General features: G+C 63.2%; 25 protein-coding genes and 3 tRNA genes. 5 read left to right on the top strand and 23 right to left on the bottom strand.

The genetic code is table 11. The annotated features are described in order from the left end of the window. Positions 1 to 4: 4 nt before the first annotated feature. From CHC02_RS28650 to CHC02_RS28580, 14 genes are all read right to left on the bottom strand, one after another. Positions 5 to 1798 (bottom strand): ATP-binding protein, encoded by a 1794-nt coding sequence (locus CHC02_RS28650; protein WP_089394763.1) that lies wholly within the window; start codon positions 1796 to 1798, stop codon positions 5 to 7. Positions 1799 to 1805: 7 nt separating this feature from the next. Beyond that, positions 1806 to 2882 (bottom strand): SIR2 family protein, encoded by a 1077-nt coding sequence (locus CHC02_RS28645; RefSeq protein ID WP_167364873.1) that lies wholly within the window; start codon positions 2880 to 2882, stop codon positions 1806 to 1808. 11 nt (positions 2883 to 2893) lie between these two features. Beyond that, positions 2894 to 3913, bottom strand: a complete 1020-nt coding sequence (locus tag CHC02_RS28640; RefSeq protein ID WP_089394761.1) for a hypothetical protein — start codon at positions 3911 to 3913, stop codon at positions 2894 to 2896. Continuing rightward, positions 3913 to 6660: a DUF499 domain-containing protein gene (locus tag CHC02_RS28635; RefSeq protein ID WP_089394760.1), complete on the bottom strand. Its 2748-nt coding sequence runs from the start codon at positions 6658 to 6660 to the stop codon at positions 3913 to 3915. The genes CHC02_RS28640 and CHC02_RS28635 overlap by 1 nt, the downstream gene beginning before the upstream one ends. Before the next feature lie 238 nt (positions 6661 to 6898). Further along, positions 6899 to 6975: transfer RNA gene (locus CHC02_RS28630), tRNA-Pro, on the bottom strand. Positions 6976 to 7060: 85 nt separating this feature from the next. Continuing rightward, on the bottom strand, positions 7061 to 7417 hold the full coding sequence (locus tag CHC02_RS28625; RefSeq protein WP_009617038.1) for a MerR family transcriptional regulator: 357 nt from the start codon (positions 7415 to 7417) through the stop codon (positions 7061 to 7063). After that, positions 7398 to 7700, bottom strand: a complete 303-nt coding sequence (gene ihfA, locus CHC02_RS28620) for an integration host factor subunit alpha (protein ID WP_003090661.1) — start codon at positions 7698 to 7700, stop codon at positions 7398 to 7400. Before ihfA ends, CHC02_RS28625 begins: the two co-directional genes overlap by 20 nt. Before the next feature lie 3 nt (positions 7701 to 7703). Continuing rightward, positions 7704 to 10082 (bottom strand): phenylalanine--tRNA ligase subunit beta, encoded by a 2379-nt coding sequence (pheT, locus tag CHC02_RS28615; protein ID WP_089394759.1) that lies wholly within the window; start codon positions 10080 to 10082, stop codon positions 7704 to 7706. 37 nt (positions 10083 to 10119) lie between these two features. Continuing rightward, a complete protein-coding gene (gene pheS, locus CHC02_RS28610; protein WP_089394758.1) occupies positions 10120 to 11136 on the bottom strand; it encodes a phenylalanine--tRNA ligase subunit alpha in 1017 nt (338 codons plus the stop codon). A 97-nt stretch (positions 11137 to 11233) separates the two neighbouring features. Further along, positions 11234 to 11590, bottom strand: coding sequence for a 50S ribosomal protein L20 (rplT, locus tag CHC02_RS28605; RefSeq protein ID WP_003099086.1), 357 nt, complete (start codon positions 11588 to 11590; stop codon positions 11234 to 11236). A 21-nt stretch (positions 11591 to 11611) separates the two neighbouring features. Beyond that, positions 11612 to 11806 carry a 50S ribosomal protein L35 gene (rpmI, locus tag CHC02_RS28600; RefSeq protein WP_009617012.1) on the bottom strand — a complete coding sequence of 65 codons (195 nt, stop codon included), beginning with the start codon at positions 11804 to 11806 and terminating at the stop codon, positions 11612 to 11614. A gap of 60 nt (positions 11807 to 11866) precedes the next feature. Continuing rightward, positions 11867 to 12418 (bottom strand): translation initiation factor IF-3, encoded by a 552-nt coding sequence (gene infC / locus CHC02_RS28595; protein ID WP_176450353.1) that lies wholly within the window; start codon positions 12416 to 12418, stop codon positions 11867 to 11869. After that, a complete protein-coding gene (thrS, locus tag CHC02_RS28590) occupies positions 12418 to 14340 on the bottom strand; it encodes a threonine--tRNA ligase (RefSeq protein WP_043270648.1) in 1923 nt (640 codons plus the stop codon). Before thrS ends, infC begins: the two co-directional genes overlap by 1 nt. A 223-nt stretch (positions 14341 to 14563) precedes the next feature. Next, on the bottom strand, positions 14564 to 15397 hold the full coding sequence (locus CHC02_RS28580) for an alpha/beta fold hydrolase (protein WP_089394756.1): 834 nt from the start codon (positions 15395 to 15397) through the stop codon (positions 14564 to 14566). A 286-nt stretch (positions 15398 to 15683) separates the two neighbouring features. Between CHC02_RS28580 and CHC02_RS28575 the strand changes: the two genes are divergently transcribed. Both CHC02_RS28575 and CHC02_RS28570 read left to right on the top strand, forming a co-directional pair. Then, on the top strand, positions 15684 to 16052 hold the full coding sequence (locus CHC02_RS28575) for a histone-like nucleoid-structuring protein, MvaT/MvaU family (protein ID WP_089394755.1): 369 nt from the start codon (positions 15684 to 15686) through the stop codon (positions 16050 to 16052). Between the two features lie 433 nt (positions 16053 to 16485). Further along, positions 16486 to 16710: a hypothetical protein gene (locus CHC02_RS28570; protein ID WP_089394754.1), complete on the top strand. Its 225-nt coding sequence runs from the start codon at positions 16486 to 16488 to the stop codon at positions 16708 to 16710. Positions 16711 to 16763: 53 nt separating this feature from the next. On the opposite strand, the gene CHC02_RS28565 is transcribed toward CHC02_RS28570, so the two are convergent. After that, a complete protein-coding gene (locus CHC02_RS28565) occupies positions 16764 to 17246 on the bottom strand; it encodes a DUF4946 domain-containing protein (RefSeq protein ID WP_280523307.1) in 483 nt (160 codons plus the stop codon). A 258-nt stretch (positions 17247 to 17504) separates the two neighbouring features. Between CHC02_RS28565 and CHC02_RS30325 the strand changes: the two genes are divergently transcribed. Then, on the top strand, positions 17505 to 17654 hold the full coding sequence (locus tag CHC02_RS30325; RefSeq protein ID WP_162839902.1) for a hypothetical protein: 150 nt from the start codon (positions 17505 to 17507) through the stop codon (positions 17652 to 17654). A 376-nt stretch (positions 17655 to 18030) separates the two neighbouring features. On the opposite strand, the gene CHC02_RS28560 is transcribed toward CHC02_RS30325, so the two are convergent. Together CHC02_RS28560 and CHC02_RS28555 are read right to left on the bottom strand one after the other, a co-directional pair. After that, positions 18031 to 18107 (bottom strand) — tRNA-Val (locus CHC02_RS28560). Positions 18108 to 18162: 55 nt separating this feature from the next. Further along, positions 18163 to 18239, bottom strand: a tRNA-Val gene (locus CHC02_RS28555). A gap of 184 nt (positions 18240 to 18423) precedes the next feature. On the opposite strand from CHC02_RS28555, the gene CHC02_RS28550 reads away from it, so the two are divergent. Beyond that, positions 18424 to 19707 carry an NAD(P)/FAD-dependent oxidoreductase gene (locus CHC02_RS28550; protein WP_089394752.1) on the top strand — a complete coding sequence of 428 codons (1284 nt, stop codon included), beginning with the start codon at positions 18424 to 18426 and terminating at the stop codon, positions 19705 to 19707. Positions 19708 to 19733: 26 nt separating this feature from the next. Here the strand turns inward: CHC02_RS28550 and CHC02_RS28545 are convergent, their stop codons facing one another. From CHC02_RS28545 to moaA, 6 genes are all read right to left on the bottom strand, one after another. Beyond that, on the bottom strand, positions 19734 to 20648 hold the full coding sequence (locus tag CHC02_RS28545) for a formate/nitrite transporter family protein (RefSeq protein ID WP_089394751.1): 915 nt from the start codon (positions 20646 to 20648) through the stop codon (positions 19734 to 19736). Positions 20649 to 20724: 76 nt separating this feature from the next. Beyond that, positions 20725 to 21681: a PA2778 family cysteine peptidase gene (locus tag CHC02_RS28540; RefSeq protein WP_089394750.1), complete on the bottom strand. Its 957-nt coding sequence runs from the start codon at positions 21679 to 21681 to the stop codon at positions 20725 to 20727. Beyond that, positions 21678 to 22073 (bottom strand): PA2779 family protein, encoded by a 396-nt coding sequence (locus tag CHC02_RS28535; RefSeq protein ID WP_009616989.1) that lies wholly within the window; start codon positions 22071 to 22073, stop codon positions 21678 to 21680. The genes CHC02_RS28540 and CHC02_RS28535 overlap by 4 nt, the downstream gene beginning before the upstream one ends. 134 nt (positions 22074 to 22207) lie before the next feature. Next, positions 22208 to 22726, bottom strand: a complete 519-nt coding sequence (locus tag CHC02_RS28530) for a hypothetical protein (protein ID WP_139210265.1) — start codon at positions 22724 to 22726, stop codon at positions 22208 to 22210. A 64-nt stretch (positions 22727 to 22790) separates the two neighbouring features. Continuing rightward, positions 22791 to 23615, bottom strand: coding sequence for a substrate-binding periplasmic protein (locus tag CHC02_RS28525; RefSeq protein ID WP_089394748.1), 825 nt, complete (start codon positions 23613 to 23615; stop codon positions 22791 to 22793). Between the two features lie 38 nt (positions 23616 to 23653). Continuing rightward, positions 23654 to 24649, bottom strand: a complete 996-nt coding sequence (moaA, locus tag CHC02_RS28520; RefSeq protein ID WP_089394747.1) for a GTP 3',8-cyclase MoaA — start codon at positions 24647 to 24649, stop codon at positions 23654 to 23656. Between the two features lie 179 nt (positions 24650 to 24828). Here moaA and CHC02_RS28515 point away from each other — a divergent pair, with 179 nt between their 5' ends. Further along, complete coding sequence (locus tag CHC02_RS28515; RefSeq protein WP_089394746.1) at positions 24829 to 25482, top strand: TetR/AcrR family transcriptional regulator; 654 nt, start codon at positions 24829 to 24831, stop codon at positions 25480 to 25482. Positions 25483 to 25674 lie beyond the last annotated feature (192 nt).

Raw genomic sequence — 25674 nt, 5'->3', positions numbered from 1 at the left:
TTCCTTAATCTTCTTGTGCGCGGGACTGGCGACGCATATTTTCTACGGCTGCAACCAGATCGACTTGTGCCTTTGGGGCGGCCCAACGGGTCCAGAAGGGGATCGTTGCACTACGTGGTTCGTGCTTGGGCTTCGACATCTTGATACGAGTCGGCAGCAGGGTAGCATCGCCCACCACCACAGCCTCGCCCACATCCAACGTCGGTAGCACCTCCATCAGCCCCTCCAGACTTTCTGGTAAGAGCTGCTTGACCACGGCCTGATCGGTTTTGTTGGCCAGGCGTAGGCTGATGATGTTGCTGCACTGGCTGAGAATGGTCGTGCTGACGTCCGAGGGTCGCTGACTAACCACCATCAGGCCAACACCATATTTGCGGCCTTCTTTGGCGATGCGCTCGTAGTTTTCCAGGGCGCGCTTTTCCAACGGCCCGGTGGAGGCAGCACTGCTTGGCAGGTAGAGATGCGCCTCATCGCAGACAATGACAATCGGGTGGCGCGCATCGCCGTCTTCGCCTGGGCTGCTCCAGAACTGGATTTGGTAGATCAGTCGCCCGACCAAGCCCACCACCACCGGCAGAATGTCCGAGGGCACCTCGGAGAAGTCGATGATCTTGATGCCTGGATTGACCCCATCGTTGACGTTACCCGTGCCGAGCAGCTTTTTTGCGAGCTCGTGCAACGCTTCGTAAGTCTCGTACTCCTCCGGCGCTTGATACATGAATGCGTAGCGGCGGTCATTCATCTTGGTTTTCAAGCGAATGAGGAAGCGCGAGAGCTTGCCATTCAACGGGCCTTTTTCGGTTTTTGGCAGGCCTTTACGCGGGCCGCTCGCGTACGTCTCCCCAGTATCAATAGCCTCATCATTTTTGTCGTCCAACGATTGGACAAGATCAGCAAGCCGATACGGTACTGGTGTATCGACGGTGAAGCCTTCCAAAAGATCCGGCTTGCCAAGCGCAGCGATAGCAGCGCGCTTCATCACCATCACCGAATCCATCAGCGCAAGCGCCTGATTGGGCGCGTTGTCACCGGATCGGTCCACAAATACTGACTGCATCTCGTCATAGGTCAGCAGCCAGAAAGGCAGGAAGATCGCCCCGTCCTTCTTGGTCTTGATATCGCCAATACCTGCGATGCGGTAGTGCGAAGCGAACTTCATGCTCGAATACTCACCATGCAAATCGAGCACGACGATATTGGCATGCGGCAGTTGCGCGGACTGCTCAAGGATGGAGGCCACGGTGAAGGATTTACCCGAGCCCGTGCTGCCCAGCAGCGCGGCATGGCGCTGGAACAGCTTGTCGCCATCGATATAGGCGCTGGCCTTGCCGTCCAGGGTATAGGTACCGACCTTGAGTGGGGCAGCCGCGTCCGCCTTGGACGACGCGCTCAAGATGCCCATGAAATCTTCGAGCGATTTCTCTTCAATGGGGTACACCGCACGGTTGATTTCCGGTAAGAGGAAAACGGCACGCGTGAAGGTGTCCTTGCGCTGGCCATCCCGAGCGCGATAGGTGCCGACCAAGCTGATCGAAACACCATTTTCCTCTTGAGGTACGGCAGCTAGATCCGCTGGTGGATCAGCTTCAGGCAGCGCCGGCAGTTCCACCGGATGCCGCCAAACCCGTTCGATGATGCCGATGAGCCATTCATCCCCCATCGACTGGATGGCAACCAATCGACCGACGCGCGCTTTTTGCAAACGCTGACCATCCGTCACCCGCACGGTGATCCGCGAGGTTTCTACACTGCGGACTTCGCCCAATGAATGCTCGTTGGTGAAATTGAAGATGCTCATCCTTGCCTTACTCCACAAATTTCTTCAAAAAGTCATCAAGCTGCCAGATTGGCTCTGGTGAGCGCAGCGCATTCCCGTTCCAGCGACAAACCGCCCCATTACCATCCTTAAAGAAGGCGATTACGTGAGGATGCTCATCAAGCAGTTGTTCAATGTTAGGGGTCGGATCGCGCGTGATAATGATTGCTGGCATACCTGCAGCCAGGCGCCGCTTGATGACGCCTTGCAAATGGTCGTCGTTGAAGCCAAATCCGATACACAACAGCGCCTGAGCATCGGCAAGCGCCGCATTCATAGCAGTACGCATTTCGTCGAATAGGGTGTTGACCAATGCGTCTTGGTACTTCGACGGGCCGGGCACAACAATGGCTCGACCTATTGTGGCGGCATCGTTGAGCACCTCCATCGGTCCCTCATCGGTGGTCAGCCAACTAATTGAACCGTGGGGCTTGTAAAGGCGAACGGTTTTGCAAAGCCTGTGATCAAATTGCTGCAGGCGCTTTTCAGCAACCCAAACTCGGTTGTACTGATTCTGGAATATTGGCTGAGGGCGCGGTTTACGCCGACGAAACCCGGCGAAGCCTGTATCAAGGGGTAATCCCGCCAGATCACAAAACAGCTCCAACAACGTGTCGTAGTTGGTCGTGATAACGTGAATGCCTTCCGCATTCTGCGGCGAACCATCGAACAGTCGATTCAGAAGGCGTGATGGTGCGTGCCCTCCATCCGCTTTTTCTTGAAGCACCTTCGATTCGGCAGTGGCAGTTTTTCCCAGTATCAACCGGGCCGTCTCGCTGCGAATGGCAGAAACGATTTCGGCCCAACCCACAGCCCCCAGCGGAATATTGTTGAGCCCCGCTTCCAGGTTTTCCTTGATCGCATCAATTGCCTGTGCCCAAGCATTTTTTGCTTCATCTGTGGTCAGCACGTCGTCAACGGTATTTGCCAAGTGCTCTGCCAAAGCTCCCATGCCAGGAAGGCCATAGCCGCAAGAGAATCCAGACCCGACAAGGAGCACTGGAGCTTTACGAAAAGCGCCCTGTACTTCGTTGAAGAGCTCGTCAGGCAAATCTGCTGCCGCCATATCGTGCCCGCCTATTTGGTCAGCTCAACAAATGGCGACAACACCTCCAGCAGCGAGAGGCCTCCGTGCGTCAGAGTCGGGTAACCGCCTTGGCTACGCCATTTTCTTCGTCCCATAGCCAACAAATGAGCGCCGTGAGGACTCTGAATTTGCAAGGCAACCGGAGGAACGAAGGGGCCTGCATCACCATTACCAGCTTTACTACGCCCGCTGGAAAAAGTCTGTTTCAGATGGGCAGCAACCTCACCATCGGCATCGGGGAAATAGCCGGTAGCGGCGTAGCCGTGATCCGAAGTGATGACCAAGCGCCGCCCAATGGCAAGGCGCTCAACAAAAGCCCAGAAGTCGTCACTGGAAAGCTGCTGCGCGGCATCCTTGGTCAGCAGCTCCAGCCCCTGGCCTGCACCATAGTCATGCAGCTTGGCATCCGGCCAGTGATGCCAGAACAACCAGTTCTTCGCCCCGGACGCACTAACAACCAGACTTTCACAGTCCTTCCAAGGTAGATCGATGGTCTCGGTCTGAGCCGGTTGCAGCTTGTGAGCTAATCCACCTCCATTGGCCTGCAATTGACTGCGACTTGCCAAGCCCAGTGCACGGGCGAATTGGTTGGTTTCACTAGGCAACTCGGAGGCGGTAGCTGTAACACCTTGCAGAGTAAAACCGCGCTCTTTGGCCCCCTGCAGCAACCAGGGCAGCTCGCGCAAGCTCAAAGCATCCAGAACCAGCACAGCCCGGGCGGCGCTATTGCCATAGCTCGGCTCGGCCCACCAGCGAGCTAGACGATCAGAGGTGCGCTCGACACCACTGATCTCGGGCTGACCGAAACACTGCCACAGATCCCAACCACTGGAAGCGAGAAACAGATCAAGCTCTCCGATCTCTCGGTCGCGCTTGACGACCTCGCCCGGTGCGTTGCCCTCGGCCAATGGTCGTGAAGCGATATCAAGCGTGCGCTCAATAATGAATTGCCACGCATCCGATGCGGAACCTTGAGTTAGGCGCTGCAATATTGCTGCATCGAGTGCCATCAGCTGTCCTCCTTCTCAAGGCTCAGCTCGAAAGTCATTCCGTCTGGCAACTTCTTAAGCAGTTCCTTGAGCTGTGCACCGGTAATCTGCGTGTTTTGACCAGCAGACACTTTGATCGAGACCTCTGCCACGGGCGTGGCTGGGCCAATGCCCCATCCTTCAAGCTTGCCGATCAGGTTGAGCGGCGAGGTTGGCGGGTTGGAGAGCGGGATACGCGGTTTGGTAGTACTGCCAGTACCACCGAAGATTTCGCCAGGTGCTGGGGCTGGCTCGGGCGAAGTACCGGGGTGCGGCTCTTGTACCCCGGGAGCGGTGCCACCGCCAAAGATGTCGCCTCCGTTTCCAGCTGCGGGTAGCTGCGGCACGGGTGGCGTAGTGCCGCCGGTAGCGGGCACGGCTGAGGGCTCCATGAGGAAAACTTCATCCAGTTGACGCCCGGTGTAGGAAAGTTTGGGCCGCAAGCGCCGCCACGCCGATTCCTCGTCTTCGCCTGCGTGGGTTTGCAGATGCTCCAGATTACGCAGGTTGATGGCGATCTTGCCGCGTGCGCACAGGCGCAGGATGCGCTCCTTCATGGCGGTTTCACCCAGCCAGGGGATGCAGTCCTGGCCAGCCGGGCGTGGTTCCTGCAGTTCGCGCAGTAGCTTGCCAAGGGGCGCATTTTCCGAGGCGGCCTCGAGCACGAGGTCTTCGAAGTCTTCAGGCACGAAAAGATCGTTGGTCAACGTTTCCTCGATACCTTCTGGGATTTGTGCGCCTTGCTTTTTCAGATGCTCGACACTGAACAGGGATTGCAGTGGGCTCTGGTGATCATAGCGGTGCAGTACCGCGAAACGGTCAAAGCGCCTCTTAAGGTTTTCACGCAAGGTGCCTTCGAACTCTTTGTGCAGCTTTTTGTATTCCGGGCTCTGACCGCTCCATTCCAGCGCCTTCATTTCAGCGCGTGCGAGGATGAGCAGATCTCGATCCAGGAATGCATTGGTGGAACCAGATCTGGGCAGCAGGAAGCGAATTGTGTTTCGGCGCTTTTGCAGGTGATCTTTGAGCCAACGACCGAGTGCCTGATCGATTTTTTCCGGCTCTTCCGGTAGTACCAGGACGGGCAGACGGTCATCCCAGCGCTCAGGCTGCTCGGCTTCGTCAAGTGGTGTCCATGGATCTGCCTGCCAGGATCTCGGCAACGCAATTACACGGAAGTTTTTTGCGACCTCGTCGCTGCCGCCGATAACGTAGCGAACCTGCTTGGCCAGCTGTGCCTGATCAGAGCCATCGGTGAACAGTTTGTCGTTACGGGCACAAGCCATCAATTTGGCCCGTGGGTTTTCTTCCTCACGGAAGACCAGGCGTGGGCCGTCTTGATGGATGTTGAAGCTGTTCTCAACAATCGTCGCCAGCTCAACCTGGAAGGCATTACTGTCCACCGGCTTGCTACGCGTGATGTCAACCTGCAGCGTGGCTGGATCGGCCCCAGCAAGATTGCCAACGGCAATCGACCGCAGCCACAGTGCCCCCACGATTTCTTGCAGGTGCGGCGCAAGATTTGCGTGGTCGTACACTGCCTCGGTTACCGAGATGATGTTGTGCTGTGCCTTTTCTCGCAGGGTGCGATGGTGCTCGTTGGACACCGAGTCCAGCAGCGCGCCAATGCCCGAGGCATCGTCATCCAGCCGGAAGTCGGCGGCGGTGAGCACAGGCACGGCTTCGCCACGGCTCTTGTAAAGGTTGGCCAGGATGCGAATCATGTCGCGTGTTTCCTGCGCGTCAGTGGCGATCAGCACCTGCTCCTCCAGCAGACGCAACAGGTGCGGTGCATAAGGCCAAGACTCGGTGAATTCGCGGCGCTTGCGCTCCTGCTCGGCCGGCGGCACATCAAGCAGGCGGAAGTATTCTGAGACGTGCTGGGCGACCAGTGACTCAATAGTGCCGTCAGCTATCTGAAGACGGTTGTCGAACAAACGGTGCAGCAACATTCGCCGCCGATCCTGCTGGATGCGCTCAGCATTGCCCCCCGCCTTGAAGTCAATGGCTACCGGATTAACGCGGTGTACCTGCTGGTAGGCATCGCTGCCACCATTACGAACGGAGATCACGAGCACCAGCAAATCTGGCCGCTCCTTGGCAATCTCCGAAAGGATCTGGATAAAGTTAAACGCCCAGTTCTTCCATGGGTACTGCTTGGTATTGGTCAGGCCGTCGTACCAGGTCTGGAATTCATCCAGCAGCAACATTGTTGGCGTGTGCTCTAGGAGCTCAACGATGAGCTTGTCAGATGGGATATCGGTCTTAGCCGCCCCCATACCCTCCCACTTACCTTTGATGAATTCGCCACGAGGATGGCGCTCGAACAACAAATCCCACAGAAACTTGTAGCGCTGGCGGTGAAGGCTCTCGCCAATGACCAACATTCCATTGCGCAAAGCAATCTGACTGACATTGGCATCACCTAGCGTGGCAGCCCATCCCTTTAGCCAGGCCCCAGTCGATACTGGATCGTTAACGGCGTGATAAAGAGCAGCCATCAAGTGGGACTTACCCAGACCACGCTCTCCGATCACTACCACCGGGCGTCCTTGGTTAGGGCCTACGGCCTCAATGCCCTTTAATAGGTCATGGGTCGGATAGGTGATCTCAAGAAACTGCTGTGCGGCAATTTGCGTCGCACCAGTATTTGCGTCGTTGGAGAGCTCGATTGCTGTCCCTTTGAGGCGCTTACCTCGAAACTCTTCCCGTAAAGTCAATCCAAGCATTATTCAAGCTCCCCAACAAAAATTGGGCCCTCAGTCTCTGGCTATGCGCCCTGCACCACCAACATGAGACCTTGGGCTCGGCTTTTGTGACCAAATAGCCAAAAAGACATCATGGATAAGCCAATCTCAATTGGCAACCAATTGGCAACCAGAAAGCCATTGTCCTGGAATCGCAACAAAACCATCAGGCATAAAAAAATCCAGTCACTGCTAAGTGACTGGATTTTCTAGGGATTTTTGGTCGGGACGGAGTGATTCGAACACTCGACCCCTTGCACCCCATGCAAGTGCGCTACCAGGCTGCGCTACGCCCCGACGTTGCTTTCCGGTTGCCCGGTTGGCGGATCGCACTATACCGTAAGGTTTTCTTTCGGCAAAGCACTTTTTTCATTTTTTTCAGCTACTTGCGCAGCACGTGAAGAACGTCTTCCAGTTCCGCGATCATCTGGCGGATGAGTTGCTTGTACTGGGTGATGTCTTCGCGGGCTTCGTCGCCGGAGAGACGCTGGCGCGCCCCGCCGATGGTGAAGCCTTGGTCGTACAGGAGCGCGCGGATCTGGCGGATCATCAGCACGTCCTGGCGCTGATAGTACCGGCGGTTGCCGCGGCGCTTGACCGGGTTGAGCTGCGGGAACTCCTGTTCCCAATACCGCAGCACGTGCGGTTTCACTGCGCACAAGTCGCTCACTTCACCGATGGTGAAGTAGCGCTTGCCCGGAATGGGGGGCAGTTCGTCGTTATGACTTGGTTCCAGCATAAGCCTCAACCCTGGCTTTCAGTTTCTGGCCTGGACGAAAGGTGACGACGCGGCGGGCCGTGATCGGGATTTCCTCTCCCGTCTTCGGGTTGCGCCCCGGGCGCTGGCGTTTGTCGCGCAGGTCGAAATTGCCGAAACCGGACAGTTTCACCTGTTCGTTATGCTCCAGCGCCTGGCGGATCTCTTCGAAGAAGAGCTCCACCAGTTCCTTGGCTTCCCGTTTGTTCAGGCCCAGCTCTTCATACAGACGTTCGGCAATCTCAGCTTTCGTCAGAGCCCCCATACGCTACTTCCTTAACGTGGCGTTGAACCTTTGCTCCAGCGAGGCGACGATTTTCTGCGTAGTCGCGTTCACCTCGTCATCGTTAAGAGTGCGTGATGGATGCTGCCAGGTCAAGCCGACGGCCAAGCTTTTTCCAAGCGGATCAATACCTTTACCCTGATAGACATCAAACAGCCTGAGGTCGGTCAGGAATTCGCCGGCCTCTTCGCGGATGGTCGACAGGATGGATTCCGCCGGGATATCGCGGTTGACCACCAGCGCCAGGTCGCGGCGCACCTCGGGGAAACGCGACAGTTCGCTGAACTTCGGCAGGCGGCCACGGACCAGTTCGCCCAGCACCAGTTCGAACAGGTAGACCGGGCGATCCAGGTCCAGGGCCTTGGCCAGCTCGGGGTGCAGGGCACCGACGTAGCCGACCAGTTCGCCATCGCGCTCGACGCGGGCGGTCTGGCCCGGGTGCAGCGCCGGGTGCTCGCCGGGGACGAAGGCGAAGGCATCGGCGGCACTGGCGCTGGCCAGCAGGGCTTCGACGTCGGCCTTGATGTCGAAGAAGTCCACGCCTTCACGGACGTTGCTCCAGCCTTCCGGCTCGCGGCTGCCGCAGATCACGCCGGCCAGCATGTTTTCCTGCTGCAGGCCCTCGAGTTGGCCGACGAAGCGCAGGCCGCTCTCGAACAGGCGCACGCGGGTCTGCTGGCGGTTGAGGTTGTGCTGCAGCGCCTTGACCAGGCCCGGCCACAGCGAGGCGCGCATGGCGGCCATGTCGGCGGAGATCGGGTTGGCCAGCATCAGCGGCTTCGCGCCCGGGCTGAACAGTTCGAACAGCTTGGGATCGATGAAGCTGTAGGTGATGGCTTCCTGGTAGTCGCGGGCGACCAGCAGGCGGCGCAGCGCCGGCAGCTCGGCCCGGGTTTCCGACTTGGTGTTGGGCGCCAGGCGGGCCTGCGGGTAGCGGACCGGCAGGCGGTTGTAGCCGTACAGGCGGCCCAGTTCCTCGATCAGGTCCACTTCCAGGGAAACGTCGAAGCGGTGGCTGGGCACGCCGACCTTCCAGCGCCCTTCCCCTTCGGCCTGCACCTGGAACTCCAGGGCGGTGAGCAGGCGCTCGATTTCCGCGGCTTCCATCTTCATGCCGAGCATCTGCTCGACGCGCTCGGCGCGCAGCACGACCGGCTCGACCTTGGGCAGGTGGGCCTCGCTGACCTGCTCGACCACCGGCCCGGCCTCGCCGCCGACGATCTGCAGCAGCAGCTCGGTGGCGCGCTCAATGGCGCGACGGGCCAGCTGGAAGTCCACGCCACGCTCGTAGCGGTGCGAGGCGTCGGTGTGCAGGCCATAGGAACGGGCCTTGCCGGCGACGGCGATGTTGTCGAAGAAGGCGCTTTCCAGGAACAGGTCGCGGGTCTTGGCGCTGACGCCGCTGTGCTCGCCACCCATGACGCCGGCGATGGCCAGGGCGCGTTCGTGGTCGGCGATCACCAGGGTATCGGCACGCAGGGTGACTTCCTGGCCATCCAGCAGCACCAGCTTCTCGCCCTCCTCGGCCATGCGCACGCGGATGCCGCCCTTGATCTCGTCGAGGTCGAAGGCGTGCATCGGCTGGCCCAGCTCGAGCATCACGTAGTTGGTGATGTCCACCGCGGCGTCGATGCTGCGGATGTCGGAACGGCGCAGGCGCTCGACCATCCACAGCGGCGTCGGCTTGCCCAGGTCGACGTTGCGGATCACGCGGCCCAGGTAGCGCGGGCAGGCGTTGGGCGCCAGCAACTCGATGGAGCGGACTTCATCGATGCCGGGGGCAACCGGCTTCACATCGACGAAGGTGACCGGCGCCGAGTACAGCGCCCCGACTTCGCGGGCCAGGCCGGTCAGGGACAGGCAGTCGCCGCGGTTGGGGGTCAGGCCGATCTCGATGGAGGCGTCGTCCAGCGCCAGGTAGTCGCGGATGCTCGCGCCCACCGGGGCGTCGGCGGCCAGCTCCATCAGCCCGGCGTTGTCGTCGCTGATTTCCAGCTCCTTGGCCGAGCACAGCATGCCGTTGGATTCCACGCCGCGCAGCTTGGCCTTCTTGATCTTGAAGTCGCCCGGCAGTTCGGCGCCGATCATGGCGAAGGGGATCTTCAGGCCCGGGCGCACGTTGGGCGCGCCGCAGACGACCTGGAAGGTCTCGCTGCCGTTGCTGACCTGGCAGACGCGCAGCTTGTCGGCGTCCGGGTGTTGTTCGGTGCCCAGCACCTCGCCCACCACCACGCCGCTGAAGGCGCCGGCGACGGGAACCACGGCGTCGACCTCGAGGCCGGCCATGGACAGACGAGCCACCAGCTCGTCGCGGGAAACCTGCGGATTCACCCAGCTCCGCAGCCATTGTTCACTGAATTTCATCCTGTTCTCCTAAGAAGTCGTTGACGTCGTGCGCGGCCTAGCGGAATTGCCCGAGGAAGCGCAGGTCGTTGTCGAAGAACAGGCGCAAGTCGTTCACGCCGTAGCGCAGCATGGCCAGGCGCTCGATGCCCATGCCGAAGGCGAAGCCCTGGTATTTCTCCGGGTCGATGCCGGACATGCGCAGCACGCTGGGGTGCACCATGCCGCAGCCCATGACTTCCAGCCAGCCGGTCTGCTTGCATACGCGGCAGCCCTTGCCGCTGCACAGCACGCACTGGATGTCGACTTCCGCCGAGGGCTCGGTGAAGGGGAAGAACGAGGGACGGAAGCGCACCGAGAATTCCTTCTCGAAGAAGGCGCGCAGGAATTCCTCGATGGTGCCCTTGAGGTCGGCGAAGCTGACGTCTTCGTCGACCAGCAGGCCTTCGACCTGGTGGAACATCGGCGAGTGGGTCAGGTCGGAGTCGCAGCGGTACACGCGGCCGGGGCAGACGATGCGGATCGGCGGGCGCTGGTTCTCCATGGTGCGCACCTGGACCGGCGAGGTGTGGGTGCGCAGCAGCATGTTCGCGTTGAAGTAGAAGGTGTCGTGCATCGCCCGCGCCGGGTGGTGGCCGGGGATGTTGAGCGCTTCGAAGTTGTGGTAGTCGTCTTCGACTTCCGGGCCCTCGGCCACTTCATAGCCGATGCGGGTGAAGCATTGCTCGATGCGTTCCTTGGTACGGGTCACCGGATGCAGGCCGCCGGAGCTCTGGCCGCGGCCCGGCAGGGTCACGTCGACGCGTTCGGCCGCAAGCCTGGCCGCCAGCGCGGCGCCTTCCAGGTCGGTCTTGCGGGCGTTGAGCGCCTCCTGGACCTTTTCCTTGGCAACGTTGATCAGCGCACCGACCTTGGGGCGCTCCTCGGCCGGCAGGTCGCCCAGGGTCTTCATCACCTGGGTCAGTTCGCCTTTCTTGCCGAGGTAGTGAACCCGGATCTGCTCCAGGGCGTTGACGTCTTCGGTGTTTCGCACAGCGTCCAGGGCCTGCGAAACCAGCGCGTCCAGGTTTTCCATGTACCAACTCCAGATACAAAATAGGGGAAGAGCGGTAAGGCTCTTCCCCTATCGGTGACGTTACGTCCGGACCGAAATCCGGTAACTGTCGTGGGGCTTAAGCCAGGCTGGCCTTCGCTTTCTCGACAATCGCGGTAAACGCCGCTTTTTCGTTCACAGCCAGATCGGCCAGGACCTTGCGGTCGATCTCGATGGCCGCCTTTTTCAGGCCGGCGATCAGACGGCTGTAGGACAGACCGTTCTGACGAGCACCAGCGTTGATACGGGCGATCCACAGGGCGCGGAACTGACGCTTGCGCTGACGACGGTCACGGTAGGCGTATTGGCCGGCCTTGATCACCGCCTGCTTGGCAACGCGGAACACGCGGGAACGCGCGCCGTAGTAGCCTTTGGCGAGTTTCAGAATCTTCTTGTGACGACGACGGGCAATCACGCCACGCTTAACACGAGCCATTTAACTATCCTCTACCAGAAATCAACGCAGACGCAGGGAGCGTTCTACACGGCGAACGTCGGAAGCAGCGAGCATCGAGGTGCCGCGCAGCTGACGCTTACGCTTGGTGGTCATTTTGGTCAGGATGTGGCTCTTGAAAGCGTGCTTGTGCTTGATGCCACCAGCAGTCACTTTGAAGCGCTTCTTGGCGCCACTCTTGGTTTTCATCTTTGGCATGTTTGGTACTCCGCATTCGTTAACAACTGATAACCATCAGGCCTGCCAGTGCCCGGGAGGTTATTTACGCTTCTTGGGAGCGATGACCATCATCAGCTGGCGTCCTTCCAGCTTGGGATGCTGTTCCACGGTGCCGTATTCGGCGAGGTCGGTCTCGACCCGCTTCAACAGCTCCATGCCCAGCTCCTGGTGGGCCATCTCACGACCACGGAATCGCAGGGATACCTTGGCCTTGTCCCCTTCACTAAGGAAACGTACCAGGTTGCGTAGTTTTACCTGGTAATCCCCTTCTTCCGTCCCTGGACGAAACTTGATTTCTTTGATCTGTTGCTGGTGCTGGTTCTTCTTCGCCGCAGCCGCCTGCTTCTTCTTCTCGAACAGGTGCTTGCCGTAATCCATGATGCGGCAGACAGGAGGCACCGCATCGGCAGAGATTTCAACCAGGTCCAGCTTGGCCTCGTCGGCGTGGCGCAGCGCCTCATCAAGGGACACTACGCCGATCTGCTGACCGTCGGCACCGATCAGACGCACTTCGCGTGCGGTGATGTTCTCGTTGATCGGCGGTTTCGGGAGAGCCCGCTTATCCTGTCTCATTTCACGCTTAATAATGATTACTCCGAGTCTTGGCGACCACGCCGGGAAACCGCCCGAGTCAACAGCTCGACGAACTGGGAAAGCGGCATCGAGCCGAGGTCTTCCCCTTCGCGCGTACGTACGGCGACGGCCTTCGATTCAACCTCCCTGTCCCCAATAACCAGGAGATAGGGAACCTTGAGCAAGGTATGCTCGCGGATTTTAAAGCCGATTTTCTCGTTTCTCAAGTCGGACTTGGCACGGAATCCGCTTTCCTCGAGCGTACGGACCACTTCCTCGGCGAAATCGGCCTGCTTGTCGGTGATGTTCATGACCACCGCCTGGGTCGGCGCCAGCCAGGCCGGGAACAGGCCGGCGTAGTGCTCGATCAGCATGCCGATGAAGCGCTCGAAGGAACCGAGGATCGCACGGTGCAGCATGACCGGGCGCTTGCGGTTGTTGTCTTCGGCGATGTAGCTGGCGTCCAGGCGCTCCGGCAGGTTCGGGTCGTACTGCAGGGTGCCGCACTGCCAGTTGCGGCCCAGGCAGTCCTTCAGGGTGAACTCGATCTTCGGGCCGTAGAAGGCGCCCTCGCCGGGCTGGTATTCCCACTCCAGCCCGGATTCGTTCAGGGCGTCGGCCAGCGCGCCCTCGGCGCGGTCCCACAGCTCTTCGGAACCCACGCGCTTGGCCGGACGGGTGGACAGCTTCATGGAGATGTCGGAGAAGCCGAAGTCGGCGTAGACCTGCAGGGTCAGCTTGATGAAGTCGGCCGCTTCCTTCTTCACCTGGTCCTCGGTGCAGAAGATGTGCGCATCGTCCTGGGTGAAGCCGCGCACGCGCATGATGCCGTGCAGCGCGCCCGAGGGCTCGTTGCGGTGGCAGGCGCCGAACTCGGCCAGGCGCAGCGGCAGGTCGCGGTAGGACTTCAGGCCCTGGTTGAAGATCTGCACGTGGCACGGGCAGTTCATCGGCTTGACCGCGAAGTCGCGGCTTTCCGATGAAGTGGTGAACATGTTCTCGGCATAGTTCGACCAGTGGCCCGAACGCTCCCAGAGGATGCGGTCGACGACCTGCGGGGTGCGAACCTCGACGTAGCCATGTTCGCGCTGCACCTTGCGCATGTACTGCTCGAGCACCTGGTAGACGGTCCAGCCGTTGGGGTGCCAGAACACCATGCCCGGGGCTTCTTCCTGCAGGTGGAACAGGTCCAGCTGCTTGCCGATGCGGCGGTGGTCGCGCTTTTCAGCCTCTTCGATGCGCTGGACGTAGGCGGCCAACTGCTTCTTGTCGGCCCAGGCGGTGCCGTAGATGCGCTGCAGTTGCTCGTTCTTCGAGTCGCCGCGCCAGTAGGCACCGGAAATCTTGGTCAGCTTGAAAGCCTTGAGGAAGCGGGTGTTGGGCACGTGCGGGCCGCGGCACATGTCCACGTACTCTTCGTGGTAGTACAGGCCCATGGCCTTCTCGTCGGGCATGTCCTCGACCAGGCGCAGCTTGTAGTCCTCGCCGCGGGACTTGAACACCTCGATGACCTCAGCGCGCGGCGTCATCTTCTTGATGACGTCGTAGTCCTTGTCGATCAGTTCGGCCATGCGCTTCTCGATGGCCGCCATGTCCTCGGGGGTGAAGGGGCGCTCGAAGGAGATGTCGTAATAGAAGCCTTCGTCGATCACCGGGCCGATGACCATCTTCGCGCTCGGGTACAGCTGCTTGACCGCGTGGCCGACCAGGTGCGCGCAGGAGTGGCGGATGATCTCCAGCCCTTCCTCGTCCTTCGGGGTGATGATCTGCAGGGTCGCGTCGTGCTCGATCTTGTCGCAGGCATCGACCAGCTTGCCGTTGACCTTGCCGGCCACGGTGGCCTTGGCCAGGCCCGCACCAATGGATTGCGCCACCTCGGCCACGCTGACCGGGTGATCGAAGGACCGCTGACTACCGTCGGGAAGAGTAATGATGGGCATGGCGCCTCCTCTCCTAGTGGTGACCCCTACGAAAGGCCACATGGGTTGGGATGTGCCAGTAAGCGTCGCCCGCCGGGCAGGCCTGCCTCACAGTGGCAGGCGCCTTTTCGGCACCCTGCGCTTGCGCGCGCGGACGGAGATCACTGGAAGAAAAACGAACGAAGCCCCGACAAGCGGGGCAGGCCGCCATGGTACTGCATGTCGGGGCAACTGACGAGCGGCATCAATGCGCGTCGATGAAAGCGAGCACGGCACGGTTAAAGGCGGCCGGCCGCGTGGCGTTCATGCCATGGGAAGCGCCGGCGATGACGCCGCTGCGCACGTCCGGCAGCGTCTGCGCCAGGGCCTCGACCACCTGCGGGAAGGGCTCGGGGCTGAGTTCGCCGCGCAGCAGCAGGGTCGGCACCGCCAGGGTGGCGAGGCGCGAGCGCCCGAGCGGCTCCGGGCGGTCGGCGACCTGGCCGATCAGGGTCATGGCGTTGTCGCTGGCCATGTCGCGGAAGTGCCGCGAGGAACGCCGCCAGATGCCGGGCCCACTGACGGTGTCGACGAACAGTTCCAGGCCCGCCTCGACCTCGCCCTGGCGGATCAGCTGCAGCGCCTGCTCGCGGAAACGGTTGCGCTCGGCCGGCGCCGCCGGCACGGGCACGCCGGCGGCCTGGAACAGATCGGCGGCGAAATCCCCGCCCGGATCGCACAGCACCAGCGAACGCAGGCGCTCGGGCGCCGCCAGCGCCAGGCGCAGGCAGATATTGCCGCCGCGCGAATGCCCCAGCAGGTGTACCGGCTCGCCCTGCATTTCGATCAGCGCGAGCAGGTCATCCACGTGTTGGCCGGTAGTGAAGTCCGCACCCTCGCCATTCCAGCGCTGCGGGTAATAATGTCGAAGGCTGGGCGCCAGCAGGCGATAACGCTCGCCCAGGCCGCGCAACTGCCATTGCCAGTAGCGGTAATCGCAGAGCGAGCCGTGCACCAGCACCAGCGGCACGCCCTCCCCCTGCACCAGGCAGGCCAGTTCATGTCCATTGAGCGAATACGACTGGACATTCGAAAGCATCTACATCCCCTGTTGCATGGCGCACGCAAGATATCGGCGGAACCCATGGCGAACCGCCATCTAGTTGATGGGCGCGATTATCCGCGATTCGCACCATGGCGATAAACCCATACATTGGGAAGGACCTTCGCATTGCGGCGAAGAGTACCCGGTCGAAGATTAATTATTGCGTCGCCCGCTTATTTAAATTAATAATTCGCCGCCCACATAACTTTCCGAACACAATGGTCGCCGAACAGCTGCGCACCGATATCCGTTTCGGAATGACCTGCCCTGGAGTGCAAACATGTCCAAACTCGCGGAATTCCGTGAAGCCGAACGCCTGCTCAAAGAACAACTGGCCCTGCTGGAAAAGCTGAAGAACGACAGTTCCCTGAAGAAGGAACTGGAATTCAAGGATCAGCTGCAGGCCCTGATGGATGAATACGGCATGAACCTGCGCAACGTCATCGACATCCTCGATCCGCAGGGCACCGCCAACACCGCCGCCGCAGCGCCAGCCGCCAGCGCCCCGCGCCGCAGCCGCCAGTTGAAGGTGTACAAGAACCCGCACAACGGCGAAGTGGTCGAGACCAAGGGTGGCAACCACAAGACACTGAAGGCCTGGAAACAGCAGTACGGCGCCGAGACCGTGGAGTCCTGGCTGCAGAAGTGATGCCCCGTCCCGCGGCGGCCGAAGCCGCCGCGGGAGCTTTCGCGGAAACATCCGCTGACGACTCGCACTTGAAAGGCCCGGCCAACACTCGGATAATGCCGCCGCGAGTCATGAACTTCAGGTCGCCCCTCCCGACGCCACCCACCCCAACCAGGGCGCCGCAGTCGGGATATACAGGGCCACGGCCAGCAGCCACTCACTGGCAGGCGTATCCAGCGTTCCCTCTTGAGAACGCAGCAAATCGTCCTTACATATTTGGCAAGCCCGAACTTCGGGGGCTGGCGTATTCTCCCGCCATGGCGCCCTCGAAAGACCCTTCGAGTTTTCATTCGCTGCCACATTCCGGTCATGGATATCACGCATTCTGCGTTCGACCGGAGTTTTTTACGTTTCACGCGGTCATAGGACCGTGACTATTTGGAAGAAAGACAATATGAAAAAAAGCACTCAGATCCAGGAGGCGATCCGCACCCTCAAGGCAGCTTTCGCCCCGCTCAACTGCATCATCCTGGCACCGCGCAAGGACAGCTTCAGCTTCGCCCTGGTGGACGAGCACGGCATCGCCTGCCACAGCGAGCGGCTCTACCCGCAGCAGTACCAAACCGCAGAGCCGCTGCAAGCCGTCATCGCCCGCGTGCAGAGCACCCTGGCCGCCTGACCGGCACCCGACGAAAAGCCCCGCCGACCGGGGCTTTTTCATGCCCGGCGATTTCACTCCAGGCGCAGGCCGGCCTTGAACGCCGCCACCTCGGCGAGCCGCTGCGGGTATTCCGCCGCCGGCGCGGCATAGGTCAGCGAATAGGCCGCCTCCCGCCCCAGCGCCACCTGCACCACCTGCCTCAGGACCTCGTTGCCGTTCTGGCTGACCGAGCACACCAGTTCCAGAGCATCCAGCCCACCCAGCACGGCCTGCCGCGGCTTGCTGCAGGCCGCCTGGAAACCCTGGCGCAGGAAGTCGACCTGCAGCGACTTGCGCATCTGCAGGATCACCCGCTGCAGATCCACATCTTTCGCCTCGGCCAGGCGGCTACGGGTGATTTCCACCACCAGCGCCTGGGAGCCGTCCGCCGCCAGCCTGACGCCACGCTCGCGGCGCAGCGCCGCAGCCTCGTCCGGCGCCTCGGGCGAACGCGTCACCTGCCAGCCCTCCGGCCATTCCGCCAGCCCGGAAGCCGCTGCCAGTCCACTGGCCATACACGCCAACAGCAAACCACCGAGAACGCCGGCCCACCTACCGCCCATGCCACCTCCCACAACCGAGAAACACCGCACTTTTGCCAGGCAAACTATACCGATCACCGCCAATTGGCGACCGGCACGGACGGCAATCAGCCAAGCAGGCGAACGCATCGGCATCGATACAAACCTTACCTTGCCGATACCAGGTTTTTCGGGACACCCGCGGCCCGGGCGTGTCTACTTTGCACCCGTTTTTCCAACCCAGGTGTCGCCATGCTTTCCAGACTGACCAAAGTCGCGCTGCTGCTCGCCCTCGTCTCGCTGTCCGGCTGCTGGCCGTTCTTCCCGCCCTTCGGTGGTCCGGGAGGTGGCGGACACGGTGGTGGCGGCCATGGCGGCGGGCCCGGCTTCGAGCGCCGCTGAGGCAGCACCGCAGGGACGCCCGGCGCGGCCGGTGAATCCAATCGCGGACGGAGTCCACTCCTACATCCGTGCTTCCCTGGAACCGTAGGAGCGGACTCTGTCCGCGATTTGGCGGATAACGCCGTAGGCGTTATGCGCCCTACGCCAAGCCCTCCCATGACGTAGGGCGAATAACCGTTCGCGGTTATCCGCCGTTGGCCGTGCCACCGAGACGCCCGGCGCGGCCGGTAAATCCACGGACGGAGTCCGCTCCTACGACCGTGCTTCCTGGAACCGTAGGAGCGGACTCCGTCCGCGATCAGCCCAAAAAAACGCGCACAAACAAAAAGGGCGACCCTCGCGGATCGCCCTTTCTGCTACCGCCGAAGCGGTGAATTGGTAGGCACAATTGGACTCGAACCAACGACCCCCACCATGTCAAGGTGGTGCTCTAACCAGCTGAGCTATGTGCCTAAAGAAAAAGGCGACCGCCTAAGATCGCCCTTTCGCTACCGCCGAAGCGGGAATTTGGTAGGCACAATTGGACTCGAACCAACGACCCCCACCATGTCAAGGTGGTGCTCTAACCAACTGAGCTATGTGCCTAGCGATGGGGGCGCATTCTACGCGAAGGCGTTGAGCCGTCAAGCATTTTTTCGCTAACCCCCTGAAAAAGGGAATTTTTTTATGTTCGTTCTCGCGTAAAAAATTTTGCACGGCCACTAGCCGAGTGATTTCGACTCGGGTAGCATCAGCCCATCTCGTAAAAAATAACAAACACAGGTGCAATATGCCGCACACTTCTTATCCCACTTCCTACTATGCAGCCTCGGCCAATCCGGTCCCGCCGCGCCCCGAGCTCAAGGGCGAGACCGAAACCGACGTCTGCATCATCGGCGCGGGCTACACCGGTCTGTCCACCGCCCTCTTCCTGCTGGAGAACGGCTTCAAGGTGACCGTACTGGAGGCCGCCAAGGTCGGCTTCGGCGCATCCGGCCGCAACGGCGGCCAGATCGTCAACAGCTACAGCCGCGACATCGACGTCATCGAACGCACCGTCGGCCCGAAGCAGGCGCAACTGCTCGGCCAGATGGCCTTCGAGGGCGGCCGCATCATCCGTGAGCGCATCGCCAAGTACGACATCCAGTGCGACCTGAAGGACGGTGGCGTGTTCGCCGCCCTCAGCGCCAAGCAGATGGGCCACCTGGAGTCGCAGAAGAAGCTCTGGGAGCGCTTCGGCCACACCCAGCTGGAGCTGATGGACGCCAAGCGCATCCGCGAAGTGGTGAACACCGACAGCTACGTCGGCGGCATGCTCGACATGAGCGGCGGCCACATCCATCCGCTGAACCTCGCCCTGGGCGAAGCCGCGGCCGTGGAATCCCTCGGCGGCGTGATCCACGAGCAGTCCCCGGCGGTGAAGATCGAGCGTGGCGCCAACCCGGTGGTGCACACCCCGCAGGGCCGCGTGAAGGCCAAGTTCGTGGTGGTGGCCGGCAACGCCTACCTCGGCGGCCTGGTTCCGGAGCTGGCCTCCAAGTCCATGCCGTGCGGCACCCAGGTGATCACCACCGAGCCGCTGGGCGACGAGCTGGCCAGGAGCCTGCTGCCCCAGGACTACTGTGTCGAGGACTGCAACTACCTGCTGGACTACTACCGCCTGACCAGCGACAAGCGCCTGATCTTCGGCGGCGGCGTGGTCTACGGTGCCCGTGATCCGTCGAACATCGAAGCCATCATTCGTCCGAAGATGCTGAAGGTGTTCCCGCAGCTGAAGAACGTGAAGATCGACTTCGCCTGGACCGGCAACTTCCTGCTGACCCTGTCGCGCCTGCCGCAGGTCGGCCGGATCGGCGACAACATCTACTACTCCCAGGGTTGCAGCGGCCACGGCGTCACCTACACCCACCTGGCCGGCAAGGTGCTGGCCGAGGCCCTGCGCGGCCAGGCCGAGCGCTTCGACGCCTTCGCCGACCTGCCGCACTACCCCTTCCCGGGCGGCCGCATGTTCCAGGTGCCCTTCTCCGCGATCGGCGCCTGGTACTACAACCTGCGCGACAAGCTGGGCGTGTAGCCTACCCCGCGAACGACGACGGCGCCCTAGGGCGCCGTTTTCGTTGGCGCGCCGCTGTCGCTGCGGATCTGCGCGTGGCTGATCAGGGCGAAGATCAGGCTGCCGCCGACGATGTTGCCGGCCAGCGTCGGCAGCGCGAAGTCCAGCAGGAAGGCCTTCCAGCCCAGCTCGCCAGCCCACATCAGGTAGCCGACCTCGCAGGTGCCGACCACGATATGGCTGAAGCTGCCCAGCGACATCAGGTAGGTGACCAGGATGATGATCCACACCTTGGCGCCCTCCGCCGCCGGCACCAGCCAGACCATGGTGGCGATCATCCAGCCGGAGACGATGCCGCGGGAGAACATCTGCCAGCCGTCGTTCTCCATGACCTCGCGGCCGATCTCGAGGAAGGCCTGGTCGGTCTTCGCATCGAAGATCGGCAGGTGCAGCATGGCGTAGGCGAACAGCAGCGCGCCGACGACGTTGCCCAGCAGCACCACGCCCCACAGGCGCAGCAACTGCCCGGCCTTGCGCAGGGTCGGCTCGCTCATCAGCGGCAGCACCGCGGTCAGGGTGTTCTCGGTGAACAGCTGCTGGCGGGCGAGGATGATGGCGAGGAACCCCACCGGGTAGCCGAGGCTGGTGACGATGGCCGCGCTGTCGTGCTCCGGCAGCCTGGCGCGGAACAGACCCATGGCCATCAGCGACAGGCCGATGGTCAGCCCGGCGGCCAGGGCCGACCACCAGAGCGCCGCCAGGGTGCGCTCCAGCTCGTGATTGCCCTGCAGGCGGATCACCTCATGCAGCACCAGCGCCCGGGGCGGCTGGGCCTTCTCGACCTTGCGGCGCTCCTCGGCGGAAAGATCGTCCGCGGTATCGCCCTTCTCGCCAGCCCTGGCCGAACCGGGGCGGACCTTCCCGGCGCCATCGCCCGCCGGGTGCTGCTTGTCGCTGGCCATGGCCTGCACCTCCTGGAGGAATGCCATTTAGGCCGGCGGCCAAGCGCAGCGGTTCAAAGAAAATGCACGTGGCGCCTCAAAGTGCGGGGCAGGCGGGCGCGGCGCTGCATTGCCCGGAAGCCACCGGCGCCGCCCGGGGCGCCTGGAGGAAGCGCGCATCCGTCGGCGCCAGCTGGTGCGCGCAGCTCGCCGGGGCGCGGGCCTGCTCGCCGCAGCCGCGCTCGGCCATGACGTTGGCCAGGTTGTACCAGGCGGCGGCGAAGTCCGGCCGGGCGGCCACGCTGTGGCGCAGCGCCGTTTCGGCCCCGCCCAGGTCGCCGGCGGCATAGCGGGCGTTGGCCAGGGCGAACCAGCCCAGCGGCTCCTGCGGCCAGGCCCGGGTGGCGGTGCGGTAGGCCTGGTCGGCCAGGGCCTGTTGCCCGGTTTCCTCCAGGTCGTGGGCCGCGCGCAGCCAACGTGTCGGTTCGGCGCTGGCCGGCAGCCGGTCGGCCGGCAGCGTCAGCACCGCCCAGCGCCCGCTGCGCCGCCAGGTGACGTCGAACGCGGTGAAGTCGATCACCAGGCGCTGGGTGATGCCGGAGCGCAGCACCAGTTCGTGGCGGTCGCGGTCATAGCCGACCACCACGGCGTAGTGCCACATCGGCAACCAGTCCAGGCCGTTGTTCTGCAGCACCAGCACCGGGTTGCCGGCGGCCACTTCCTTGAGCACGTCCTCCAGGCGCGGGCGCAGCGGGTAGACCAGCAGGCCGCGCTCGCGCGCCGCGGCCACCAGCTCGACCTGCAGGCTGCCCTGGCGCTGCGGCAGGAACACCCGCTCCTTCAGCTGGTTCGGCGTCACCCGCACACCGCGCTGGTTGAGCACGGTGGCGAGCGCCGCCGGCCCGCACTGGTATTGCTGCTGGGGAAAGAACTGCACCTCGGCCAGCTCGACGCGCCGTGGCAGCGCGTCGACCTCCGCCGGCAGCCGCGGCGCCGTGGCGCAGCCGCCGAGCAGCAGCGCCGCCAGGGCCACGGCAGCGGCGGCACGCCTCAACGCTGGCACCGCACGAAGGTGAAGATATGCGTGATGCAGAGCATGTCGGTGATGATGAAGATCAGCAGGAACAGGATGATGATGCCGATGATGCCACCGGCCGGCGCCTGGTCCAGCTGCTGGTTGAACTGCGCCAGCTCCTCGTTGGACAGGCTCTTGATGCGCTGCTCGACCTGGCTGCGCTCCACGCCCATGGACTGCAGCTTCTTCTGCACGCCCTGGTCATCGAGCATGCGCAGCAGTTGCTCGCGGTCGACGTGCTGCTGTTGCGCCTGCAGCACCTCGCCGGTGCCCACCATCGCCGCCTGCGCCAGGGGCACCTCGGCGACCACGCCCAACTGCGCCAGCACCAGCACGGCCGCCAGCCGCCTTACCCGTTTTGTGATTGTCATTCTGGGTCTCCTCCACTTTGACGCGCTAGCAGACCGCCGGGGAAAGCCGGAGGTTCCGCGCCGCCAAGCACGGTTGCACAAGCAAAGCCCGGGCGCCGTCGCCGACCGAGGCGCCTTCTGTTCAGATCACGGCGTCAGGCGTTTGGTTCGAAGCGCAAGCGTCGCCAGTCCAGGGCCAGGTGGCCGAGGTACACGCAAGGGTAGGCATGGGGCAGCAGGAAGTGCTCGTGGCCGGCCACGGCCAGCCCGGCGCGCCGGCAGTCCAGGCGCAGCAGGCGGCCCCAGGCATAGGCCTGGGCATCGATCGCCTGCGCGCCGAAGTCCGCCCCCGGCCAGCGCGCCCGGCACCAGTCGAGCAGTGCCCGGGCATCGCGCACGGCGGGCAGGCAGGCGATCCGCACCTCGTCGTCGCGCCATTCCAGCACCCGCTGCGCATCGAAGGCGGCCTGGCGCCGCAGCGGCAGCGGGCGAACCCGGGCGCCGTCGGCCAGCGGTTCCAGCGTCACCGCCAGCGGCTGCCAGCTGTTGTGCTCCAGGGCCCAGAGCAGATCGCCGTCGACTTCCAGCGACGGCCGCCCCGCCACCCGCTGGCGGAAACCCTCGCAAACCAGGCAGCAGTCGCCCAGTGGAATTCTCAGTTGACTCTCGCTCACATCGGCCTCGCAGCACATCGGCCGCGTGATTCTAGGGAAAGCCCGTGGCCTACGGAAAGCCCCGTCAGGGCGTTCGTCCCTGCTGCCGGGCCTTTTGCCGCTCCAGGTAGTCCAGCTTCCACTGTTCCACGCCCAGGTGCGCCGGATCGAGGCTGGCCTCCACGCCATGGCGGGCTTTCAGCGCGGCCACTTGCGCCGCCTGCTCGACGAGGAAGCGGTCGAAGCAGCCGACCAGCTCGGGGTGCCGCTCGCTGGACAGCCGGAAGTCGCTGCGGGTGTGCGGCAGGCCCGGGTCGAAGACCAGGGCGCCGGGCCGGGCGCGGATGTTGTCCAGGTAATAGGTGGCGACCACCACGTTGAAGTAGGCGCCGTCGGCCTCCTTCTTCAGGGCCTGGTGGATCATCTGCCGCAAATCGGCGCTGGGCAGCCGCGCCAGTTGCCCCTGCTCGATGGCCTGCTGGTAGCCGCGCGGCGTCCAGCCGTCCACCACGGCCAGGCGCTTGAGCGCCGGCAGGCCCTGGCCGACGCGCGCCGGAGCGACCAGCACACCGTCGACGTACTGCACCGCCGGCCGGCTGTAGACCAGGGCGTGGCCGGCCTTCTGCGCCTCGGCCCAGGCCGGGTTGTCCGGGTACTTGAGGTCGACGCGCCCTTCCAGCAGCGCCGGCAGCAGGCGCTCCACCGGCAGCGGGCGGTACTCCAGCTGCACGCCGCAATGCTCGGCGAAGCGGTCGAGCAGTTCGCGGGCGAAGCCCTGGTAGCGGCCCTGGGCGTCGGTGCTGTAGTGCGGCAGGAATTGCAGGTCTTCGACGCCGACCACGTAGGTCTGCGCCATGGCCTGGGAGGAAACGGCGGCGCCGAGCGCCCAGCCGAGGACCGCGAGCTTCATGGACTCTCCTTGTTGGTTTTGTTGTTCCCGGGCGTGGCTCAGCCGCCGGTCATGCTCATGAAGCGCAGCACCTGGACCTGCTCGGCGGCGTCGAAGTGGTGGCGCTGGGGCTTGAGCTGCAGCGCCTCGACCAGCGCCGCGCGCAGCCGGGCGGCGTCGCCGGGGTGGCTGCGCAGCAGCTGGCGCAGGTCCAGCGCGCCTTCGTGGCCGAGGCAGAGCACCAGCCTGCCCTCGGCGGTGACGCGCACGCGGTTGCAGTCGCCGCAGAAGTTATGGCTGTGCGGCGAGATGAAGCCGATGCGGCTGGGCAGCCCGTCGACGCGGTAGTAGCGCGAGGGGCCGCCGCTGCGCTCCAGGCTGGGCGTCAGTCGCCAGCGCTCGGCCAGGCGGGCGCGCACCTCATCGCTGCTACACAGCGTCTGCGCGCGGTCGTGGCTGCTGATGCTGCCCAGCGGCATCTCTTCGATGAAGCTGATGTCCAGCCCGCGAGCCAGCGCGTATTCCACCAGTTCGCAGACCTCGTCGTCGTTGCGCCCCTTCTGCACCACGCAGTTGAGCTTGATGCGCTCGAAACCCGCCGCCCGCGCCGCCTCTATCCCCGCCAGCACCTGGGGCAGGCGGTCGCTGCGGGTGAAGGCGGCGAAGCGCTCGCGGCGCAGCGAATCCAGGCTGATGTTCAGCCGGCGCACCCCGGCGGCGCGCAGCTCGGCCGCGCGGCCGGCCAGTTGCGAGCCGTTGCTGGTGATCGCCAGGTCCTCCAGCTCGGGACGCGCGCCCAGGCGCGCCAGCAGCGAGCTCAGGCCCTTGCGCACCAGCGGCTCGCCGCCGGTGATGCGGATGCGCCGCACACCCAGGGCGATGAAGGCGTCGGCCACGGCGTAGAGTTCCTCCAGGCTCAGCACCTGGTCGCGCGGCAGGAACTGCATGTCTTCGCTCATGCAGTAGGTGCAGCGGAAGTCGCAACGGTCGGTCACCGACAGGCGCAGGTAGGTGATGCGGCGGCCGAAGGGGTCGACCAGTTGGCTGTCGGACATGGCGGCGAGCTCTTGGAAGGCCGGGCGCCGTGGCGGCGCCGGGGTCCGCAGACTCTACATAAAAGCTGAACGGCGGGTCAACTTTCAGCAAAGGGCCCTTGCTTGAGGGGCCCGCGAGGCCGGTGCTACCATCGCCGGCCCAGCCATGGGCAACCGCGCACAAGAAGACCCAGCAGACCATGACCAGCATTCGCGAACGCAACCGACGCCTGATCCTCCGCGCCGCCAGCGAAGAGTTCGCCGAAAAGGGCTTCGCCGCCACCAAGACCAGCGACATCGCGGCGCGCGCCGGGCTGCCCAAGCCCAACGTCTACTACTACTTCCAGTCCAAGGAAAACCTCTACCGCAGCGTGCTGGAAAGCGTGGTGGAGCCGCTGCTGCAGGCCTCCGCGCCGTTCCGCGAGGACGACGAGCCGGCCGAGGCGCTCAAGGCCTACATCCGCTCCAAGGTGCGCATCTCCCAGGAGCTGCCGCACGCCTCCAAGGTGTTCGCCAGCGAGCTGATGCACGGCGCGCCGCACCTGCCCAGGGAATACCTGGACGAGCTGAACGCCCAGGCCCAGCGCAACATCGCCTGCCTGCAGAGCTGGATCGACCGCGGCCTGCTGGCCCCGGTGGACCCGCACCACCTGCTGTTCACCATCTGGGCGGCGACCCAGACCTACGCCGACTTCGACTGGCAGATCTCCATGGTCACCGGCAAGGACAGCCTCAGCGACGCCGACTTCGAGGCCGCCGCCGAAACCATCACCCGCCTGGTGCTGCGCGGCACCGCCCCGGACGCCGGCGAGCCGGCCAAGGCCAGTGGCCGCATGCGGCCGTTGCCGCTGTAGGCCCCGGGCCACTCCGGGTTCAACCTCGGCGCCATTCATGGCCTGGGTGTATCGGCGGATAACCGCGAACGGTTATTCGCCCTACGCCAGGCCCGACCGTAGGGCAATGAAATGGACTCCTCCCTCCTACGGCATCTAGGTGCCAGACTGATGTGTTGGCAACAGTCCCGGAGGGGGAGTCACGATGAACAT

Source organism: Pseudomonas delhiensis, assembly GCF_900187975.1.
Taxonomy (GTDB): domain Bacteria; phylum Pseudomonadota; class Gammaproteobacteria; order Pseudomonadales; family Pseudomonadaceae; genus Pseudomonas; species Pseudomonas delhiensis.
This window is presented reverse-complemented; position numbering and strand designations above follow the sequence as displayed.